General features: G+C 48.7%; 16 protein-coding genes. 3 read left to right on the top strand and 13 right to left on the bottom strand.

The features are described from left to right. The first annotated feature begins 150 nt into the window (after nucleotides 1-150). On the top strand, nucleotides 151-708 hold the full coding sequence (locus BLS15_RS13355) for a GNAT family N-acetyltransferase (RefSeq protein WP_021256193.1): 558 nt from the start codon (nucleotides 151-153) through the stop codon (nucleotides 706-708). A gap of 108 nt (nucleotides 709-816) precedes the next feature. Here BLS15_RS13355 and BLS15_RS13350 read toward each other — a convergent pair whose 3' ends face one another. From BLS15_RS13350 to BLS15_RS13305, 10 genes are all read right to left on the bottom strand, one after another. Continuing rightward, entirely contained in the window at nucleotides 817-3,138 is a 2,322-nt protein-coding gene (locus BLS15_RS13350; protein ID WP_021256194.1) for a heavy metal translocating P-type ATPase, read from the bottom strand. Beyond that, nucleotides 3,110-3,550 (bottom strand): ArsR/SmtB family transcription factor, encoded by a 441-nt coding sequence (locus BLS15_RS13345; protein ID WP_036592279.1) that lies wholly within the window; start codon nucleotides 3,548-3,550, stop codon nucleotides 3,110-3,112. The genes BLS15_RS13350 and BLS15_RS13345 overlap by 29 nt, the downstream gene beginning before the upstream one ends. A gap of 438 nt (nucleotides 3,551-3,988) precedes the next feature. Further along, a complete protein-coding gene (locus BLS15_RS13340; protein WP_021256196.1) occupies nucleotides 3,989-4,927 on the bottom strand; it encodes a PD-(D/E)XK nuclease family protein in 939 nt (312 codons plus the stop codon). A gap of 273 nt (nucleotides 4,928-5,200) precedes the next feature. Further along, the gene (locus BLS15_RS13335) at nucleotides 5,201-5,875 is read right to left on the bottom strand and encodes an SOS response-associated peptidase (protein WP_090511958.1); all 675 of its coding nucleotides are present in this window, start codon (nucleotides 5,873-5,875) and stop codon (nucleotides 5,201-5,203) included. 88 nt (nucleotides 5,876-5,963) lie between these two features. Continuing rightward, the gene (locus BLS15_RS13330) at nucleotides 5,964-8,990 is read right to left on the bottom strand and encodes a DEAD/DEAH box helicase (protein ID WP_090511953.1); all 3,027 of its coding nucleotides are present in this window, start codon (nucleotides 8,988-8,990) and stop codon (nucleotides 5,964-5,966) included. After that, nucleotides 8,987-10,615 (bottom strand): SWIM zinc finger family protein, encoded by a 1,629-nt coding sequence (locus tag BLS15_RS13325; protein ID WP_090511949.1) that lies wholly within the window; start codon nucleotides 10,613-10,615, stop codon nucleotides 8,987-8,989. The genes BLS15_RS13330 and BLS15_RS13325 overlap by 4 nt, the downstream gene beginning before the upstream one ends. A gap of 243 nt (nucleotides 10,616-10,858) precedes the next feature. Continuing rightward, nucleotides 10,859-11,914, bottom strand: coding sequence for a PTS sugar transporter subunit IIC (locus BLS15_RS13320; RefSeq protein ID WP_021256200.1), 1,056 nt, complete (start codon nucleotides 11,912-11,914; stop codon nucleotides 10,859-10,861). Between the two features lie 149 nt (nucleotides 11,915-12,063). After that, nucleotides 12,064-13,383 carry a Ger(x)C family spore germination protein gene (locus tag BLS15_RS13315; RefSeq protein WP_021256201.1) on the bottom strand — a complete coding sequence of 440 codons (1,320 nt, stop codon included), beginning with the start codon at nucleotides 13,381-13,383 and terminating at the stop codon, nucleotides 12,064-12,066. Then, nucleotides 13,367-14,482 carry a GerAB/ArcD/ProY family transporter gene (locus tag BLS15_RS13310; protein WP_021256202.1) on the bottom strand — a complete coding sequence of 372 codons (1,116 nt, stop codon included), beginning with the start codon at nucleotides 14,480-14,482 and terminating at the stop codon, nucleotides 13,367-13,369. The genes BLS15_RS13315 and BLS15_RS13310 overlap by 17 nt, the downstream gene beginning before the upstream one ends. A 26-nt stretch (nucleotides 14,483-14,508) precedes the next feature. After that, a complete protein-coding gene (locus BLS15_RS13305) occupies nucleotides 14,509-16,146 on the bottom strand; it encodes a spore germination protein (protein ID WP_090511944.1) in 1,638 nt (545 codons plus the stop codon). Nucleotides 16,147-16,367: 221 nt separating this feature from the next. Here BLS15_RS13305 and BLS15_RS13300 point away from each other — a divergent pair, with 221 nt between their 5' ends. Beyond that, nucleotides 16,368-17,243: an AraC family transcriptional regulator gene (locus BLS15_RS13300; RefSeq protein ID WP_090511940.1), complete on the top strand. Its 876-nt coding sequence runs from the start codon at nucleotides 16,368-16,370 to the stop codon at nucleotides 17,241-17,243. Nucleotides 17,244-17,298: 55 nt separating this feature from the next. On the opposite strand, the gene BLS15_RS13295 is transcribed toward BLS15_RS13300, so the two are convergent. Next, the gene (locus BLS15_RS13295; protein WP_090511935.1) at nucleotides 17,299-18,486 is read right to left on the bottom strand and encodes a stalk domain-containing protein; all 1,188 of its coding nucleotides are present in this window, start codon (nucleotides 18,484-18,486) and stop codon (nucleotides 17,299-17,301) included. A 120-nt stretch (nucleotides 18,487-18,606) separates the two neighbouring features. Beyond that, nucleotides 18,607-19,410, bottom strand: coding sequence for a DUF2935 domain-containing protein (locus tag BLS15_RS13290; RefSeq protein ID WP_021256205.1), 804 nt, complete (start codon nucleotides 19,408-19,410; stop codon nucleotides 18,607-18,609). Between the two features lie 292 nt (nucleotides 19,411-19,702). On the opposite strand from BLS15_RS13290, the gene BLS15_RS13285 reads away from it, so the two are divergent. Further along, the gene (locus BLS15_RS13285; protein ID WP_021256206.1) at nucleotides 19,703-20,062 is read left to right on the top strand and encodes a hypothetical protein; all 360 of its coding nucleotides are present in this window, start codon (nucleotides 19,703-19,705) and stop codon (nucleotides 20,060-20,062) included. Between the two features lie 176 nt (nucleotides 20,063-20,238). Here the strand turns inward: BLS15_RS13285 and treC are convergent, their stop codons facing one another. Then, nucleotides 20,239-21,939, bottom strand: a complete 1,701-nt coding sequence (gene treC, locus BLS15_RS13280) for an alpha,alpha-phosphotrehalase (protein WP_302848147.1) — start codon at nucleotides 21,937-21,939, stop codon at nucleotides 20,239-20,241. Nucleotides 21,940-21,946 lie beyond the last annotated feature (7 nt).

Genomic DNA, 21,946 nt, shown 5'->3' with positions numbered 1-21,946 from the left:
CATTCTTACTCTAGAAATGCTTCTGCTTCCGTGTTCCGTATCAGCAGTGCAAAAATCGAGGTTGATGCGATACAATAGCTTCAATATAATTACCGCCTTAGCACGAATAACTATTATGGACATAGGGCGTAAAAATGGAGGGGTATTGTTGTGAATAAAGGGTTGATTCGAAATCAGTCATTGCCTAACGGGCTCCGCGTCGTTCGCGCACTTCCATCTGACACGGAAGCCGTGATGGCGTTGCTGCATAATACTGCACGATGGCTTCACGAACAAGGCTCTACGCAATGGAATCCATTGCTTGAGGGACAAGACTCTCACCAGACTGCAAACGCAATTTTGAACGGCGATGTCTTCCTGTTCAAACAGGAAGAGCAGCTTGCTGGTATGGTGATGCTGTTAACAACGCCAAGTCCTTGGGATCGTACGCTGTGGGGGGATGATTCATTGGAGGATGCTGTATATGTGCACCGACTGGCTGTGAACCGCCATTATGCGGGTCAAGGGATCGGACGTGACATATTGGCCTGGGTCGAGAGCGGTATTGATTTCCCAGACAAGTACAACATCCGGCTCGACTGCCTTGCTGGTGTTGCCGCACTGGAATCATTCTATCGAGGGGCAGGCTTTGTGTACCAAGGAAGAACCGACAACAACTATCTTCTATTTGAGAAAAATTTCGCCTCACGCGCATCCAGAAGCTTGTAAGAGAGACCCTCAATTACAAAAAACCGCCTGCCCCTCCGAAAATGGAGAAGACAGGCGGTATATACGGTTTCTGGTGTTTACTTTTTTCAATAAAAGCAATCTCTCACGTTATTCCTCACGATCCCGTCCAAGGAGTACCGTCATACCGAGCAAGGTAACTACAATGGTTGCTCCCATATCGGATAGGATGGCAATCCAGAGTGTCAGCCAACCTGGAATCGTAAGCAGCAGAGCAATGATCTTCAGTCCCAGCGCAAGTCCGATGTTCCAGCGTACGATACGGTTGACCTTATGCGAGATTCGAATGGCGCTTGGCAGCTTGCCAAGATGATCTTGCATCAGGACGATATCTGCCGTCTCAACGGCACTGTCCGTTCCTTTGCCCATCGCAATACCTAGACTAGCTGAAGCAAGTGCAGGTGCATCGTTAATGCCGTCACCCACCATGGCGACCGGATACTTTTTGCCAAGCTCCTTAATCTTGTCGACCTTCTGTTGTGGCAACAATTGCGCATACCAGTCTGTCACGCCTACGTTCTTCGCTACTTGCTCCGCAGATTGAGCGTGGTCGCCAGTCAGCATGACCGTATGCTTCACCCCAGCGGCATGCAGTGCTGCTATCGTCCGTTTACTCTCTTCACGAATCTCATCGGCCAATCCAAACACACCCAGCGGCTCACCATCTTGTTCAGACACAACCACTACCAAGGTTAATCCACGTGATTTCATCTGCTCTGCAGCCTCTCGCGCCTGCTGTACGCGATCAGCAGAACCGCCTTGCAGCTTATCAATGACGCGTTCGCTGCCTACCCAGTATACAGCACCGTTGATTTCAGCCCGTATGCCTTCTCCCGGTATGGTCTCACTATGCGTAGGTTCTTCGAAGGAAGTGCGTCCCTTGGCCTCCAGATGACGCATAACAGCTTTCGCAAGTGGATGAAGAGAAGCCTGTTCAATAGAACCAGCTACGCGGTAGAAGCGTTCTTCATCATAAATTGCCTCATCTTGTACAGCAGGTTCTCCCTTCGTCAACGTACCCGTCTTGTCAAAAGCCAGTGCTTCAATCTTGCCGAGCTGCTCCAAATGGACGCCGCCCTTGATCAGAATTCCGTTGCGAGCGTTGCGTGTAATTCCGCTGACGATTGCAATTGGCGATGAAAGAATAAGTGCACATGGACATCCGACGATAAGAACAGCAAGCCCTTGATAGAACCATTTATACCACTCTCCACCCATAAGAAGAGGAGGCACAAGCATTACTAGTGCTGCAATAATCATGATAATTGGCGTATAGATACGAGCGAATCGATCGATGAACAACTCTGTTGGCGTCTTCGTATCCTGAGCTTCCTGCACAAGATGCAAAATCTTTGCCAATGAGGAATCTTCATAGGCTTTATCAATACGAACCTTCAAAATGCCGTCCGTGTTCACACTGCCCCCGAACACAACATCGTTAGCCGCTTTGGCTACCGGCAGCGATTCACCAGTGATGGCTGCTTCGTTAACAGCGCTGTTCCCCTCAACGACCGTACCGTCTGAAGGAATTTTCTCACCCGGCCGAACGAGTACAATGTCTCCTGCAACGAGCTGTTCAATCGGAATGGTTATACTTTGCCCATCGCGGAGTACAGTTGCCTGCTTCGGAGCTACCGCCAGCAGAGCTTCCATTGACTGGCGAGCACGCTCCATGCCGTAGCCTTCCAGCATCTCATTCAATCCGAACAGGATGGCAACGAGTGTTGCTTCCTTCCATTCTCCGATAACAACTGCCCCGGTAAGCGCCACGGTCATCAAAGTGTCCATATTGAAGCGCAGCCGCAGCAGATTGCGAAGTCCCTTCATGAAGGTGCCATATCCACTAAGCAGCATCGCGAGCAGATACATGCCTATCAGAACACCGTTCGGCAGCGAGCTATCTAAAATAAATGTTGCAACATAGAGCAAGCCTGAGATGCCCAGCAGCCACTTCATTCGATTCATATCCCCATGACTGTGATCGTGTCCATGACCCTCGGCTCCGTGGTCATGCCCATGGTCATGTTGATGCGCCTTGCCACCTGAGTGGCTATGGGAATGACTGTGCGAATGTCCTGCATGGCTATGCCCCTCGTGGGAATGCTCATGGTCATGACCGTCACAAGCGCATTGTATGTGACCTTGGACTGGAGCACTTGCAGCGCTTGCGGCAGCTCTTCCGCCTGATTCGACCAGCTTGGCGCCATCTGTACGCAATATCCGTTTTACGGCAGCCACATCAATGTCCTTGCTTATCTTGAGTGTACCGCTGTTATAGCTTAATGTGGCATCCTCGCCATGCTTCAACCGGCGAATCTCGCCTTCCATTTCCCTAGCGCAGTTGCCGCACGACAATCCCTGCACCCGATATGCAATTCGTTCATCAGCCTTTTCTGTGCTCCGCGTCGTCATGACAATGCTCCTCTCTCAAGTGTTCTAGTGTCATTCGAACGAGCAACCGAATATGATGGTCACTCAAGGTGTAAAACACATTTTTACCATCCTTGCGTGATTTCGCGATGCCTAGATTCTTCATCACTCGCAAGTGATGTGAAGTTGTCGCAATCGATTGGCCTGTCAATATCGCCATGTCGCATACGCACAACTCTTCCCCTTCATCCAGCAAGCATGCCATTTTCATCCGTGTCGGATCAGATAACGCCTTGAACATTTGAGCCATGCCCTGTACCTCGTTGTCTTCAACCCGACCCTTTAAAGCATTAATTTTAACAGCGTCATAACATACAATTTCACATACATCTTCTTTATCGAGCGTATGCGATTGAATGTTCTCCAGATCTTCCGTTGAACGTTGTGCAACCATTGCATTCACCTCATTACCTATATTGTTGTTAATTTCCTTGAAGATTAAGCACGTTAATTCCGAATGATTGCATTGAAGGTGCTTTATCTGCTTAATCGTAATCATTACAATAATCAAACGAATGTTTGAATGTTTCTGTAGTTGTAGTATACACGGTTCCATTCATAAATTCAAACGATTATTTTAATGTTCTGCCAAAATACGCTCCTACCTAGCCTCAACCCTCTCACATGCTGCTTCTATTTCAAGAATAACTGCCTCTTTTCGTCAATAATAAACAGAACATTCTAGACCAATTTACACCTTAAAATCACTCATCTCACAGACTGCCCCAATTCGTATTCGTCAGTAGCAAACAGGTACGTCTTCCACAAAAAATGCAAAGACGCTTCCAAAACCACTATACTGGTGGAGATGGAAGCGTCTATATTCATATGGCTACGATACGGCCTCATTACGGTTCCCGTATTCGCATATCTCCAAAAAAGGGCAACGACGACAACGTCTAGTCTCTTCGGTCGGCTCGAATGCTTCAATCGAGAGCGGCTGATTGCGGAGCGGCTCCTCCAAGTAGTCACGCATGAGCAGCATGCTATCTATGACGTGGCGCTCTAACTCTTCCATCTCTTCTTCATGTACATGATCTTCTACACAGCTGCCGCTGAGTAGATACTCTGTACGAATATCAAGCTTCTCATAGGGAACCCCGTACACCCGGTGCACATATAATCCATACAGGCGCAGCTGCGTCTTATTGCGCTCATCCTCCTGCCCCGTCTTCCAATCTACAATAATGTACTGATCATCCTGACGGAACATGACATCCAGCTTCACATATACTTTCGTATCTGCTAACAATATTGTATTTAAGCGTTCCAGTTCCATAAGCCGGACACCCGAATCTTGTCTAAAATGCTGCACACTGAGACTGTTCAGAAAACGGTCGGCCAGTATCGGGATCCGAGCCTTAATCGTTTCAATGGTACGGGCTGGCAGTTGTTTGCCATAGTACATTTCATGCAGCATTGTGCGCTGCTTCGGAAGTTCTCTCCATGCCTCCACGTCAAGCGAGTCCGTATACGCCTGATTCAACAAGTTTCGTACTCGCCGAACGATGTCCTCAGCGTCCATCACCCGACTGGATTGGTTCATCTGCATCAATACAGCCTCTGCCATCTTATGCATCGCTTCTCCGAATACAAGATGCAGGTTGGTCATTTGCTTCAGCTGATAGGCCTGCCTTGCCAATGGCTGCGCATCTCGAAACCATCCATTGTGCGAGGCATAATAATGATAGAAATACTTGCGTCTGCACTCTTCGAACAGCACATGACGCGACGGCGACCATGACCATTCCGGGTAGGGCTTACGCTGCATGGAAATCTCCCCTCTCCCCAATTCACTCACCGAACTTCAGTTGTAAAAGCTATTATAGCATGCTCACCATACATAAAAGGGAGAAGTTATCCTATACCAGCTGTATCTCTATGTCAAGCTGCAACCACTTGACCATAAGTGCAGTACAGCAAAACAGCCTCGACCCGATTGTTCGAGTCAAGGCTGAACAAAGAGCATTGTTCCTTGTTGTTTCTTGCGATATTGTTCATCTGCATCCTGAACCGTCAGCAGACACCCTATTTCCCCCTGCTGTCAGGCCTTAACTCGACCAAGCCTTACATCCAATTCCTGAATGCAGTCCGAATGATCATAATGCTCATTCTCAATCAGCGAAGTAACCGGGTACAGTCTCATCCGTTCCGAAGCATAGGGCCTCAGTTGTCTGGCAAGCGCCTCAATCTCAGTCGAGACTGGGCGAAGCCACGCATCGGCCTCCTCTGGATCCAATATAGCTGGCATACGTGTCTCGAATTCCGCAATTAGCTCATTGGAACGCGCCATTAGCAGCGTACAAGTCTGCTGCACTCTCCCTTGTGCGTCGCGCCATACTTCGTACAATCCCGCTACGCCGAAGATCCCTTGCTTGCGAAGCACCACATGAACGGGGTAACTCTTTTTGCCTTCCTGCCGCCAATAATAGAGCCCGCTGCACGGAATGATGCACCGCTGTCGCTCTGTCAGCTTCCAGTATGCTGAATTCTTATGAATGGAATAAATATCAGCATTCAGTGAATCCTTGCCCCAGAAGGGTACCATCCCCCACCGGTATTCATCCAACACACGTCTACCCTCAAGCTCCCTAATAGCCGGCACCGTCTGCGTCGGACTAATGTTGAAGCGCCGTTGATAGGGGTAGAGCACCTGCTCAATTCCAAATGCCCATTCAATCTCTGATAGATTAGCGGAAATCGAGAGTCTCCTGCACATGTCCATCATCCTCCTCATGGACAATATTGTCTGTATAATTAGAAAAATTATGCAGACCATTCCACGCAGAAGAATGAGGACAAATCCCTTACTCCATGACATGCCGCCTTAAGGCGAACAACTCTCTCAGTTCGGTTGGGGACAGCTCTGTAATCCACTTCTCTCCACCGCCAATTACCTGCTCATTCAAAGTTTGCTTCTGCTCAATCATATCGTCAATTCGCTCTTCCAACGTGCCGAGTGCAATCAACTTATACACCTGCACATTCCGCGTCTGCCCAATACGGTATGCCCGGTCGGAAGCCTGATTCTCCACCGCTGGGTTCCACCAGCGGTCGTAATGGAACACATGATTGGCAGCTGTCAAATTCAGTCCCGTTCCACCAGCCTTTAGCGACAGAATGAAGATGCGCGGACGTTCTTCTGCTGGAAGTGACTCGTCCTGAAAGCGCTGAACCATGCGATCCCGTTCTGCCTTCGGTACACTGCCATGCAGAAACGGAACGGTCTCCTTCATGTTTCGCTCCAGCACCTCTTGCAACAGCTTGCCCGTCTCAGCATACTGTGTGAAGATGAGACTCCGCTCTCCCGTCGACTGCAGCTCATCCAGCATCTCTAGCAGGCGTGTCAGTTTGCCTGAACGAGCGGAATCCCGTCCAGATACTCGGTCTCGCAGCACAAGTGATGGATGATTGCATACCTGCTTCAGCTTCGTCAACGCAGTGAGTACTCTGCCCCTTCGTTCCATTGGATCGAGTCGATCCAGATCATCGAACAGTGTCTGCAGCGTCTGCTCATACACCGAAGCTTGCTCCGCGGTCAGAGGAACGTAGACCTTCGATTCATTCTTATCCGGCAAGTCAAGCTGAATCTCAGGATCCCGCTTCAGCCTGCGCAGCAGAAATGGCTGCACTAGTCGCTGCACAAGCTTCGTCCACTCTGCATCTCGACTGCGTTCGATCGGATTCACGTACGTTCTTCGGAATTGTGCCAACGTACCCAAATATCCTGGATTTACGAAATCAAAGATCGACCACAGCTCCGTCAAATGATTCTCCATTGGCGTACCGGTCAAGGCAATCCGGTGCTTCGCGCGCAGCTTCCGAATGGCCGCAGACTGCTTCGCATAAGGGTTCTTAATGTTTTGCGCCTCATCCAAGCATAGCGAGTTCCACATGATTTGCCATAATAACTCACGATCCATCAAGGCCAACGTGTATGTTGTGATGACCACATCAGCCATGCGAATCTCCTCTGCAAATCGCTCATCCCGAATTCGGTCAGCACCATAATGCAAATACACTCGAACATCCGGCGCAAATCGTTCCAACTCTCTCTGCCAGTTCCCAATGAGCGAGGTTGGACATATCAATAGAGAAGCTCCCGACGCCGGTTCTATTTCCTTTACTCTCAGAACATAGGCTATCCATTGTATCGTCTTGCCAAGCCCCATATCATCCGCAAGACAGGCGCCAAGGCCGAATTGACGAAGGAACATTAGCCAAGAGTATCCATCAGCCTGATACTTCCGCAGTGTTCCCTGCAATCCTACCGGCAACTCACTAGGCGGGATCGATTCATGATGCTGAAGCATGCCTAGCCAATGCTGCAACTGCTCATTCAGTTCCAGTTCAAGCTGTAGGCTATTGTCACGCTCAATATCTTCATCCAGCAGCCCTTCCTCCAGACGCTTCCGTTCCATGGCCATATGATGCTCAAGCACCTCGCCGAATGTCATCCCACCGCCATCGACTTGCTTCATCAAGCGGCGAATTTCCTTCACGTCATCCGGATTCAATTGAATCCATTGGCCATGGAGTTGAACCAGCCTGCGATCTTGTTCGATGAGCTGACGGAATTCCGCTTCACTTAAGTTCACGTCACCTACCGCGAGTCTCCAATCGAACTGAATCATCTGATTCAATCCCATCGCAGAAGCGGAGAAGGAACCTGCGGAAGAAGGAACCCTCGCCTTTAGCCGAGTTCTCATCTGGCGCACACGCTGCCACCAAGCAGGCACAATGACCCGGAACCCAGCCTCTGCTAGCTGAAGGCTTCCCTCAGCTAAGAAGCGCCATGCATCCTCTTCGCCAAGCTTCGTCTTCAATCGGAGAGAACGGTTCTCTGTGTCCTCTTGATCTTCTTGCTTTGTTTTCAAACCATTTTCTGTCTCATGCATACTGGTGCGTTCCGGCTGCTCCAATAGAAGCTTCCGGCTAACCCCGGAATCCTCAAGCCAAGGGGCGATTTGCAGCACCTTTCCGATATCTCGAATCAGCCTCTCTTGGAGGAATGGCTTCCATTCTTCCGGGAAATCTCCAGCAGCTGCTTTCACTTGACTCCTGATCTCGCCATCAATCCTATACTCGCTCAATACGCATCCAATTAGAGCATTCGGATCCATCTTGTCCTGCAGCAAGATGCGAAGCGCCCAAGGCATCCGCTCCTGTTCCGGCTCATCAATACGAAGCACAACACGGAAGGGTGTCTCATCTCGGGTCCAGCCTATCATTTCGAGCCAATCTTGCTCCCCCGTCCACTGCGATGATTGCAGGGGAATGCGCAGCTCCTCCAGTTCCGGGCGTGCACGCAGAGCGGCAGCGCGCAATGAGTCTCGCTCCTGATTATCCGTTAGCAGTTCTGTCATCAACACATCGAACCAATGGACAAGCTCGGGATGCTCGATCTGTTGCGCTTGGTGAAGCAATTCGCGCTGCTGCTTCTGCTCGGATTCGCTTAGCAGCAGTTCCCAGCCGAATGCACCCGCTCTCCATTTGTCGTAAGACGGCTCATATCGCCCCTCTTGCAGCAGAGCCATATACAGCTTAGCCGTTTCACTTAGAATGCGGAAGCTGTCTCCTGACTTCAACTCTGTCCAACCTACGTGCGGCGTCATCGCTATCACCTCCAGCATTTCAGCCGCGGTAACAACAATCCCTTCAATACGCCCCTCTCCCTCTACAGGGAGCATCGTACCGTAGAAGGAAGGAGCATGCCAACCGAACAACAGATGCTTCAGTGTTCGCACGTCCCGCCTCATTCCACTATGAAATACCAGGAATGTACCGTCGCTTCGTCTCAAGCATTCTACGTTCCAAGGCGATTGTTCGATCATGTAAGCAGTGCCCCTCCTCTCAACTCTTCTTGAAATGCTCTTAACCGAGAATACCGTTCCAGCAAGTTATCCATGTACCGCTCCCACGTCGAAAGAGAGCCCTTGCGTTCATACATCGAACGCAGCTCATGCAGCAAGGTAACCGCTATCCTGTATTGATCGCGATTGCGTTCCTCAATATGCCGTTCAATGGCCTGATGATATAACGGCAGCAGCATGTCTGGCGCCGCGGCAGCGACTTGCCTCCATTCAGCAGCATCTGCCTCCTCCGGCGATATGCGGCGTGCGATCTGAATATCAGCCCAATCACGATATCTTCCCTGCTCTAGGAGGAAAGAAGACAGATACGGGTATATACCAGGCAGCAGTGCCAGCAACAGCGAATCAAGTTCTTGATGCATACCTACGTGTGCATCATAAGCCTGTTTCCACAACATCCAATACCGTTCCAAATGCTCTCGTTGGCGGGATTGGCTGACCATCGGAGCCAGCGCCTTCAACCACATCAGCAGCTTCTCGTGATCTCCACTGTGCATCCGAGCGTTAGCATACTGTACAAAGCGCTCAGGTTCATTATAGAAAGTAAGCGAATGCACATGAGCGATTGCATCCTCGTCACAGCCAAGCAACGATTCAATATGGATAAGCGCGACCCGAATTGAATCACGCAGGCGGGGACGAAGCTCGGATAACGGCTTCAACCTCTCCTTAAGCCGTGTACGCTCAAGCTGCAGCTCTTCGGGATCGTTCAATACCCCCGACCACACGAGTGCAAAGGCAGCTAGTCTATCTACAGGGGACTCCTCTTCAGATAGCGCCACCTGCTCTGCCACGACACCTAAGTGACGAAGATGCTCCTTAAAGGCCTTTGGTAGCTTTGAGCCTGCGAAGCGGCGGCTTAATTCTGTAAGCTCCTCCATACAAGGACGAACAGCATCATCCGCGGATATATCGCGAGAATGGTAGCCTCGTGCAGCTTGCGTATAGCGCTCAGCCAATTGCTGAATCAAGAACAACTGCACATGCATGCGCAGCAGCGTCCGCACCGGCTCAGCCATCGCTTCGCTGTCACGATACAGCTGCTCCTTAACCCACTTGGTAATATCCACGACAGAGGATTGGAAGTCTGTAAACGGCCGTGCGTATTTTCTATGAAATAAGAGATGCCAGTCCTTGGCGGAAGCATCTGCTGATAAGGTCATCTGACTCGCTCTAACGCGGCGTTCCCGTTCGGCCTTCTGTTTTTCACGCTTGCGAGCAGCCGTACGTTGTCTCTCAAGCTCAATGAAGGCTTGACGGAAATCAGACAGGTACAGTTCAGGCTTCTTCCCTGCTGCCTCGCATAATTGAAAGAACAGCGCCGCCCTATGCTTGCACTCATTCCCAGTTCGGCAAGTGCAAGTACTCGCCTCGACACGTTTCATATGGAGGCTCACATGATAGCGTTCCGTCTCATGCACTTCAGCCCTGATTACCCGAGCTTTTCCCGCGTCCTCATGAACATGGGATACTGCATTCTTGCGGTAATAGCGCCATCCCTGCTCCAGCGTCGCGTACGAATAGTGCTCCTTCATTTGACCGGCTAAGCGGTTGATGTCGTCCACAGATACGTCCGGTTGCTGCAACGTCAATACCCTCCATTACTGCGGCAATGCTCTTCCAAGACCTGTCCGATCGCAAGCATCCGCGAAATTCTGTATCCTTTCAGTTTACACAAAAAAACGGGAATATAGAAGAAAAAGAGCGTCTCCCATGTGGAAACACTCTCAATCGATCAGATCCGCAAGTTCCTCCCTCGCCTGATTAACGTATATCATGCCTTGTAGATTGGGGGTGTTCAAGTCATCATGATCCTGCTTCTCCCCGATTTATATTGCTGATTCACTGGTTGAATCAACCTGAATAGGATGTGTGCCCCGAACCTCAGCCACCGTACGAATCGGATACTGACGGAACAGAATCGAGCCAAGAAATCCTGCTCCAGCTCCGGCTAATGCACATAACACGGCTGTAATCGTAACCCTAACAGGATCATTGAAACCGTACATCACCATAAGCCCCGCAATCGGTGTTGCAGTCCCTGTCGCATCATTGACCAGCCCGAAGAGCGCCACGACCACCCCAGCGGCTGCACCCCCGATGAAGTTCGTGACATACACCGGGATTGGGTTGGCTGAGATCAGATCCGCTTGTGTCAGTGGTTCAATAGCGACTGCAAGTGTTGTACGACGGTCACCGAACTTCATGCGATGGAAGAACACGAAGTTCATAAATGATGACCCCATTACGGACAAGGCTCCGATTGCCATCGGCAATCCTGTTAAGCCGAGCATAGCCGTTAAGGCCATGGAGCTAAGTGGTGCAGTCGCAACGACTGTAATCACACCACCCAAAATAATGCCCATAATAATCGGATTATTGGTAGCCGTAGCCGAAATAATGCTGCCAATGTTGAGCAGCGTCGCATCTACGATAGGACTTATGAACTTCGCCAAATAACGCACCAGTGGCGCAGCGACCACAATACAGGCGATAAGATCAAGTCCCGCCGGCACCTTCCGCTCGAATACTTTAACCAGGAACGAGACGACGTATCCCGCGATAAAGCCAGGAAGCAGCCCCTGTCCGCCACATGCAACACCCAGCATAAGCGCATACACAGGCGACACTCCCATTGCCAGAGAAACCAGTGCAGCGGCAGCCACGCCTCCCATGCCGCCGGCTGTCACCCCTACCTCTCTTAAAAATTCCAGCTGCAGCATATCGCCGCCAACATAGCGCTGGAATGCTTCAACCAAGAAGCTGGCAACTGCAGCATTCGCCAAGGCTCCCATCGCCTTCATTCCGTTAGGTGCTTTGAAGCTGAACAAACTAAATAAAGAAAGGACAAGTAACAGCAAGGCTGTCCCTTGAATGATTTGCATCTTCTCTCCCCCAATGCACGTGCTGCGGCAAATCATGTGTGTAAACATGTATTTTGAATCCGAAAGACTATATGTGCATTCATTGTAACAATTGGAGAGCAGGATTTTCACTGTATATAATACCCAACCTACGAATTGATAGAACCCGACTAACCCTCCTGCCCTTCTACTTGCCGCGCTCTCATATTCGTCGTTCCAAATTCTCTAATTGTTACTTGGACATCATAACGTATCGGTGTCGTCGCGAACGTTTCATCCCATGTCTTCTTCTCTTTCTCCCACAGGCGAGGATATGCGATGCGCAGCTTATCGCTAAACCCTAGCACGTCTGCGTGGTATTTCTTTTGCAGCTTATCCAGCAATTTGGTCACCAGTTCTTTAATCTGCTTCTCAGCATCATCTTCTAAGCGACGAATAAACTTATTGTCAAAGTCATTGCCATCGCTAATCATCTGCTCGCCTAACCGACCGTCCGACTTTACTTTTACATCGAAAGAAATGCGGCCATTTTCAACATGCGGTGTAATTTGACTTTTCACGTTGGTAATTTCATATACAGTTACTTGGTTGGTGATGATGTCCTTACTTTTTACTACACCGCCCTTGCTACCGCCCAGAACCCAGTTCACCGCTTCCATATCCTCTTCGTCAAGATAGCCAAGCTGCTTGCCTGTACTGCCTGATATAATGGAAGCTCCCGACAGCTTCAGCTCCCCTTTGGCCGTGACGACATTCTGTATCATGAAACTGGTCATCAAATTCAACTTCTCCAGCAAGTTGGTGAGAGACAAGGGCTTCAATAAACGATTCGTTCGATAGTGATTATCAGATATCCCTAACAAGCGAAAGGCTGGAACGTCTCCCGGGAGATTTACATCTAATACCTCTTTCCCTGTTCCCCGGCTAATATAAACCAAGCAGCTAGGACGAAATTCCTGCTCCCTCATAAAGAAGTCAAGTACATCTCGCAAATTCAGTTGCTGCGCCAAGCCAGAACCGATGACCAGCGCTTTGTAGTGCTGTCCGAATATTGGATTCGTTTCCTTCAAGGAAGTCTCTCTCGAAATCTGATATAAAGAATCCCCAGACAGGGACACATTTCGATATTTTCTCTTGCTTCCTGATGCATCTTGCCCTGAAGACTGCTCTGGCTTCGCCATTTGATACGTTAATGTAATCCTCTGATTACGCGGATAATCTGCACCCTTTTTCTCAAATTCTTGCTCCTCTGACGAGATGTGGCCAATGTCCAACGCTGCAGCTACTGTAATGTTCAAATCTTCTATTTCTCTTCGGCTCCAGCACCCACTGAGCAGCAGGATGCTAAGTGAGATGATCGCAATGCGCATAGCTGTCAGCTTGCATCTCCTTGGCTTATCCTCCCGCAAATGCCCACCTGATTGTGCAGCATCTAAGACAACATTGCAGCAACGATTGGATACGTTCTGACACTTATTGTTCCTGCTCATCGCTTGCCATTCTCCTTCTCAACTTCACAATCATTAACAAAATAATAGGTAATATCCCGAACATCACCATGGCTGCGTCACCTATACGATCTCCCATAGAGAAGAGATCATTAATATTTCTTGGAGACATAGAGGTAATATAGATAACCGGAATAAGCAAGTACAGCATCGGACGAATATTCTTATTTGTCATTCGTGCCATGCCAAGCGCAGCCGCATAATGTGTAATCGCATATGTAGTAAAGATCTGAATAACCCAAATGACCAGCAGCAACGATTCATATCGTTCAAATAAGATCCCCGGATATTCGAAGCTGCGGAACAGCGTGATCGTAGGCCAGGTACGGCTGATAACACCAGCAATGGATAAAGATCCAACTGTCATCACTACAGTAACCACGTAAAAAAGCATCGGAATGAGAATGCCAATTACAACTGCACGAACAGCCTTCTTCGGAGTTGACATATATGCCTGCAGTACGAGCAATATTTCAAAGCCGGAGAAAGAAAGTCCTGTCGTCTTCACACCATTCAATACAGGGCCTATCCCTTGCCCTAGCACTGGCCTTAAATTATTCACGTCAAATATTTTAAAGCTTAGCAGAGCCAAGCCCGTAATAATCAGAATCGTCAGCGGAAATACGATTTCGAAGAAGCGAGCAATTGCGGCTACCCCACCGACCATGATATATATGCCCACCCACAGGAAGGAGATAATCACCACCCAGCGTGGAGTACCTTCAAGCAAATACAAGTTCATTACTTCCGACATGGCTCGCACCATATTACCGGATGTCGCGATGAAATAAATAATGATCGACACATTCAGCACGATCCCTAGCCATTTCCCTACAATCAGCTGACTGTATTCATAAATGGTCTTACCTGGGAATTGCTGACTGAGCTTCGCTACAATAATGCCTGCTATCATAGCAACAAGGCCGCCGAGAATGACGGTCAGCCATATATCCGGTGTCTTCACCTTCTCCGCTGCTGCTCGGGGGAGCGTTAGAATCCCCACTCCCAGTATATAATTGGCTACAAATACAGCCGCCTGCTGTGTCGTAATTTTCTCACTCGATCCAATTGATTGACTCATGGTTCTCTACAGCTCCTCCTATTTGCTTACTCCTCACGGGTCGGATTACGTGTGTCCAGCATCTTGGGACGCTTCTTCATCAGCCTTAGCGGGGCACGCAAAATGAAGTCTTTCCAATCTGACAAACGGTAAGGCACAGCAGGGCTCATATATGGCACACCGAAGCTCTTCAGCTTAACGAGATGACTGCATAGCACTAAGAAGAACAGAACAACTCCATACAAGCCAAGGATCGATGCAAAAAATATCGCGATGAACCGCAAAATGCGCAAAGAAATACCTGCACTGTATTGCGGAATAGCGAATGAGGTTATCGCCGTTACTGCAACAACGATAACCGTGAACGGACTGACGATACCCGCTCTAACCGCGGCATCTCCGATAACGAGACCGCCCACAATACCGACCGTCTGCCCAATCGGCTTCGGCAGGCGAAGACCCGCTTCACGCAAGATCTCCAGCGCCACCTCCATAATGAGCACCTCGATGATTGAAGGGAACGGAACGCCAACACGGGTGCCTGCAATGGACAATGCCAGCTTCGTTGGGATCAGACCTTGATGGAACGAGATCAAGGAAATATACAAGGAAGGGCCAAAAGTTGATACAAATGCCGCAAAATACCGCAGACAACGAACTAGCGTCCCCGCCATCCATCGTTCATAATAATCCTCCGGCGATTGAAGCAGCATGGTGAACGTCGCCGGTGCAAGCACAGCATACGGGCTTCCCTCAAGAAAAATCGCCACCCGTCCTTCCATCAAGGCACAAAAGGTTCGATCCAACCGTTCCGTACTCTGCAGCTGCGGAAAAGGAGATAAGTAATTATCCTCAATCAGCTGTTCGATATAGCTTGAATCCGGAACATCATCGATATCGATCTTGCTAATGCGATCCAGCACATCGGTAACGAGCTGCTTATCAGCTATATCCTCGATGTATGCGAGAACCATCTCACGTTGTACCCGGGTTCCGACACGGCGATGAATGAAAGTGAGCTTCTTGTTCTCACCTTGCTGCCTGAGCAGCGTCATATTGTCAACGAGGCATTCATTGAAGGCAAGCCTTGGTCCGCGTACGAGCACCTCAGATGGCGGCTCGTCCACGCCGCGCACCTTCACCTTCCTCGTATTGAACATAATGGCTCCGATATGCCCTTCAATGAACAAAGCCGTATCGCCCTTCAACACATCGTACGTACAGTCATTAACAATTCGATTCTCCTTCATCGATCCGACAGGGAGGATATGCTCGATCAAATATTCCTTCGCATACATATAATCAGGAGATGCAATTGCTCCCCCCTCAGATGGCGGCTGTAAATCGCCCATCAAGCATTCTAAGAGGTGCTTATCGATGAAGTCCCGATCCGATATCCCTCCAACGAACACCAGCGCTGCACGCTGTGTCGTATAGCCGAGACGGAACAAACGTATGTTCACATCCTCCATCTGGCCGATTTCTTCCTTGACCTTATTGAGATCCTCCTCAAAATGGCCTACAAACCCCTCGTAAGCCGTCTCGGCTTTCCGATTCCCCTGATCATTTTCATCCTTCATCGTGATAGACATAATCTTCGATAATACAAAAGGAACAATGCCTGCAATCGCCCCTTGCACGAACGCTTGCCAGCTTGGTATATAAGGCGCAATCGCCTGCCACATTTTTCATCACCTTCCCGTAATATGCCCCGCTCTTTCCTGAGTATGCATTTCGTGGAAGATGATGAGGACTACCATGGTAAACCAGGTATTTTGACATCCAAGCTTTCATGATTCGATAATTGAGGATATCCTAAATCATACGTAACGACCATTTCCATATGCGAAATGTCGGATGTCGATTATTCAACCTCGATACAATGAAGAGGAGAGGAGGGCATGACATGGATATGCTGAAGGATATGAATCTTGCTTTAGCCTATATCGAAGACAATTTGGATCAGGACATCGATTACGCCCAGGTGGCTCGGCTTGCAGGAACTTCGGAGTATCATTTTCGAAGACTCTTTTCCTATTTGGCCGGTATGTCTCTGAACACGTATGTTCGCAACCGCAGGCTGTCTCAAGCCGGTCAGGAATTACACAAGAGTAACGTTAAAGTAATTGATATCGCGATCAAGTATGGCTACCATTCGGTGGACGGATTCACGAGAGCATTCAAGGATTGGCTTGGGGTTGCTCCTTCGGAAGTGAGAGGTCTGAAGCATCTGAAGGTATTCCCGCGCATGACCTTCCAGCTCACTATTCGAGGAGGAATCGACATGAATTATCGGATCGAACGGAAAGACGCCTTCAAGCTTGTGGGTGTGAAGCGCCGCGTGCCCATCGTATTTGAGGACGAGAATGCTGACATTCTGAAGCTAGCTCAATCGATTACCGTAGAACAGCGAACAAAACTCCAAAGCTATCGAAATACTGACGTCACCACTGTGGTTAATGCGTCCTACCATTTCGGCGAAGAACGTCATGAAGAAAAAGGCGAGTTAGATCATCTCATCGGATCGATTACGACGCTTGATGCTGATTTTGACGGCTTTGAAGTAGTTGAAGTGCCAGCCTGTACATGGGCCATATTCAGCTCAGTTGGTTCCTACCCTCATACCCTACAGCAGACATGGGCAAAAATCGCCTCCGAGTGGCTGCCTTCATCTTCCTATGAGTTAATCGATGTGCCTGAAATTTGCTTTACCGGAGATATGTCCGATCCTCATCAGGTATACAGCGAAATATGGATCGGAGTAAAAGAAAAAGCAGAATAAGCAGAAAACCCTTGATTCGGTAGTATAACCGAATCAAGGGTTTTTTCAATTATCATCAATACACTTCAACAACGATTTCTGCCCAAGCTCCGCGGTCAAATGCTGGAACATTGTCGGCGCTAAACAGTGTAATCAGATAGTAGCCTTTGTGCTGAAGCTTCACCGATCCTTTAAAGGCTTGTTCTTGGATAGGCAGCTTTCCTTCCTTGATGTCCTTATAAGGATTAGATTTTACAGCTTGCTCGTCATCATATTGCTGCACGGTGAAACTAAGCGCTCCAAGCTTCTCGTTACCAGCAACCATCCGACCGGAAATGTCAATCGAACCTCCCTGCGGTGTGCGAACATAACCCGATGCAGATTGATCAAAAGCGATGTACTTTTTCCCCTCATCAGACAGACGAACAGGGGTGGCACCTTCACTCGAAACTTTCCGCATAACCGAAATAGACTTCTCACCACCTGACAAGGCTGTAATTTTCAACGCATTTGGTCCGGGGCGGAGCGGTAGAGTAAACTCGATTCGATTATACTGTCGACCATCAAGCGAAATGTCTTTTTTCAAGACCTTGGCATGATCATTGCCTCCTAACCATCCTCCTCCGCTCAAGGCGGTCACGACTGATGGCGTATTCATATCCTTTTGATAAAGCATCGTAAAGGTTGTGCTGTCCTTGTCCGTTTTCCGCTTTGGTTGTAGAAGTTCGATGACTTTATTGCTCCATTTCAGCGTCACCTTCTGTTTCGCAGTAGCTGGGCTGATGCCCACATAAGTCAAGGCTTGAATCGGTATGTAAGTGACGCCTTTGGCAATGAACGGCTTAGCAATGGTTGCTCCAGGCAAGGCAGATCCGTCTTCCATATAAACCTTATCAGAGCCTACCCGAAAGAAAAGCTGTTCAAAGGGGGGCTTCAGTTCGCTATTCATGATGACCTGGACTTGCTGGGTAGAAGCGTCAAACATCAATAGGTTAACAGCTTCAATTGCACGCAGTGTGCGCAAAGGCACAAAAACACGCCCGTTTTCCATGATTGGCTTATCAAGAGATAAGTTTCTCCCATCCAACACGGCTTGTCCGCTGTTAACATCCATAATAAGCTCATGGGAAACACGATACATCTTGGCTACATCAAGCGTCTCATTCTTTGTATGGGCTGACGGAGCTGACTCCTGAGCAAAAACAATCGATCCACTACCAATTGCCAGCATAACAGACATAAGTAAAGCTATACATTTTTTCATGTAATCGCCTCCTACATTATCTAGTTACTTGGTTAGACGAATCAGTAACCGAAAGAGTTGCGCATAGCTTAATCGTAATGAAGTTCGAGAAACGTAAAAAAACCGCTTTGCAGCGGCGTATTACACCTTCTCATCTATCCTCGGATGATCTGGATTGCATTCCGGATCGGGTACTAAGCCTAATTGTGCTAGCTTCATTAAATAATAGCACTCTTCCCTCATCATATGATCTGGTATGAGCGGGGAAATGCGACTAAGCACTTCGGCTGACAATTCTAGATCCTCCAGTTCCTTCAAAAATGCTCTGAACAAATTCATCTCCATATCGACGTCAGTATGAAATCTGCGGAACGCTGGAAAATCCCGAAGCTGTGTCCGCATGTACCCTGCCATTTCGATACTCTTTAAATAGAACTGTTGAAAATGCTCTTCAAAATCCTTACTTTTCTGAATCAATCGCTTTTCTACAAAATCCAAATCGCTGGAAATAGATGCAGCATGACCCGCTGCGTCAGGCAACCAAAGGAAATCGTGGTGCAGTGCATCAAATTGGGGAACCGGCTTTCCTTCCAATAGGTTGGTTAAAATACGTAAGTATTCCTCAAGTTCATTCACCATGTGATTGATAAAGGTTGGAGTGAACGCAATTGTAACACGCCCAAGCAACAGACGCTCAAGAATGCTTAGCTTAAATTGCCGCAGGTTGATGGTTAGCGTGTAGGCTTGCTGATTCAGTGCTCCGATCTCTGTATCCGATTGCAGCTCTCGTGCTTGATGCAGAAGCTGATCGAACGCTTGAATAAATTGTTGTGCAGTCTGTATATCTGACGTTTCTTTCGGGGAGAGCGCATTAAAGATGAATCTTGCATGATCGCCTAAAATTTGCAGCCAGAAGCGATGCTCAAACAACGCTGGTTGATTCAACGGGATGACCTCCTTTATCGTTCTAACAAAGGTTTATGAAGGAGGCTTAAAATTAATAACTTAGATCTCCGCATCTGCTATATCTGATATCTTTAAGACTGGTACTGTAGTTCACCAAACCGCCTATTACCTCATTTATGGAACAAAACGCTTAGTCGCTCACGAATCCCGAATAACTTACTTTACATGTAACGATTTATGGTCAGCGCCGCGATGCATAAATAACAATTAAGTTAGACAATATAAGGAAGATGAAACCATACGAAACTATGGATAAAAAGGAGTCTGCCCAATGACACATACGAATACCGTGCAAATCGAACAACTAGCGCAACAATTGATTCAACAAACCAATGCAGCAACGCAAAAATACCAGCAGCTATTGCATCAAGAGCAGCAAAATGCTGCACGATTACAGGAGCTTGCTAAAATCGAACAGCATGCGGCCCATGTGATTCAGACTGCGCTTCAAGGTCATCAAACAGCTGTACAACAATTGCAGCAAATTATCAGCCTCGCCCATCAATCACATACTGCACCAACCAGTTATGCAGCGGGGTATGTGGCTCATACGTATCCACAGGTGAGCGATACGCAACATTACGTTTCACAAGTAAACACTACTCCCCAAACAGGATATAGAGGATATTAAAAATAGGCCGTTACCAACCTAATTTTCAAGCCAGCAAGCAGACAGCCGACTGACAAGATTCTGTCTTCATTAGAAGATGTCAGAAGAAGCTGTCTGCTTTCTTTTCCCCCTCTGTCTCTCCCATTAAAAAAAAGCAATGCCCGGCAGGATTCTGCCAAGCATTGCTTCTATTTTCTCTAGTCATGATTCCCGATAAGAAAGGCCACAGACTCATAAGGTCGGAGTGTAAGCTGTTGGATCGTACTCGGTGTATCCTTATAATTGCTGATAAGGATATGCGCTTCACCGTGTAGTGATACTTCCACTGGAAGCGTGAACTCCGCCTCTTCGCCATAGAAGTTGCTGATGACGAGCAATCGTTCTGATCCGTGTGTGCGCATGTAAGCAAATATGCGCGGATCGTCCTTCAGCAGCAGGCGGTAGTCGCCATGCACGATAATGTCATACTGCTTGCGCAGTGCAATCAATTGGCGATAATGGTGGAAGACCGAATCCGGATCGCGCAGTGCCGCCTCGGCATTGATGTCTTGATAATTCGGAGCCGAGCCGATCCAAGGGATACCCGTCGTGAATCCTCCGTGATGCGAAGCATCCCACTGCATTGGCGTGCGCGAATTGTCGCGCGACTTCTGCTGCAGTGCAGCCATAATATCCGCTTCAGGAACGCCCTGCTTCTCCAGCAGGCGATGCGCATTGATCGATTCGATGTCCCGATACTCGCTAATATGCGAGAAATGCGGATTCGTCATGCCGAGCTCTTCCCCTTGATACACGTACGGTGTGCCCTGCATCAAGTGCAGCGTCGTAGCGAGCATTTTCGCCGATTGCACACGATAGGCGCCGTCATTGCCGAAGCGAGATACTACCCGCGGCTGATCGTGGTTGCACCAGAACAAGGCGTTCCAGCCCCCGCCTGTATTCATGCCAACCTGCCACTCGCTTATGATCTGCTTAAGCTGAAGGAAGTCGAAGTCGGCTTTAACCCATTTCTCCCCATTCGGATAATCGACCTTCAGATGGTGGAAGTTGAACACCATGCTCAGCTCGCACTCATCCGGGTGCGTATACTTGATGCAGTTCTCCATCGTCGTCGACGACATTTCGCCAACCGTCAACATGTGCGGATACTGCGAGAATACACGAGCATTCATCTCCTTCAGAAACTCATGAATGCGCGGCCCGTCTGTGTAATATTTGCGCCCATCAGCCGTAGCTGTTGCCAGCGTATCGTTCGGATAGTCCTGATCCTTGGAAATCACATTGATAACGTCCAGCCGGAATCCATCAACGCCCTTATTCAGCCAATAATGCATCATGTCGTACACTTTATCCCGCAGCACTGGATTCTCCCAGTTCAAATCTGCCTGGGTAACGTCATATAAGTGCAAATAATATTGCTCCGTTTTCTCGTCATACGCCCAGGCGCTGCCGCCAAATTTAGACTGCCAATTGTTCGGCTCCCCTCCGTTCACGCCATCCTTCCAAATATAGTAGTTGCGAATCGGATTGTCCGTACTTCTTGCAGCCTCCTTGAACCAGACGTGCTCCGTCGAGGTGTGGTTAACGACGATGTCCATAATAATGCGGATATCTTTGTCGTGCGCTTTCTGTAACAATTTCTCGAATGTATCCATCGTGCCGTATTCCGGCTGAATACGGTAATAATCACTAATATCATAGCCGTTGTCTTTCTGTGGGGATTCGTAAATCGGCGTCAACCAAATGACATCGATTCCGAGCTCCTTCAAGTAGTCCAGCTTGTCGATAATCCCTTGCAAATCCCCAATTCCGTCACCGTTTGTGTCGTTGAAGCTCTTCGGATAAATCTGATAGATGACAGATTTCTTCCACCACTCCTGCTCCAATTGTTGTGTCATTGTCTTG

The sequence above is a fragment of the Paenibacillus sp. cl6col genome (assembly GCF_900102125.1).
Lineage (GTDB): Bacteria > Bacillota > Bacilli > Paenibacillales > Paenibacillaceae > Paenibacillus_B > Paenibacillus_B suaedae.
This window is presented reverse-complemented; position numbering and strand designations above follow the sequence as displayed.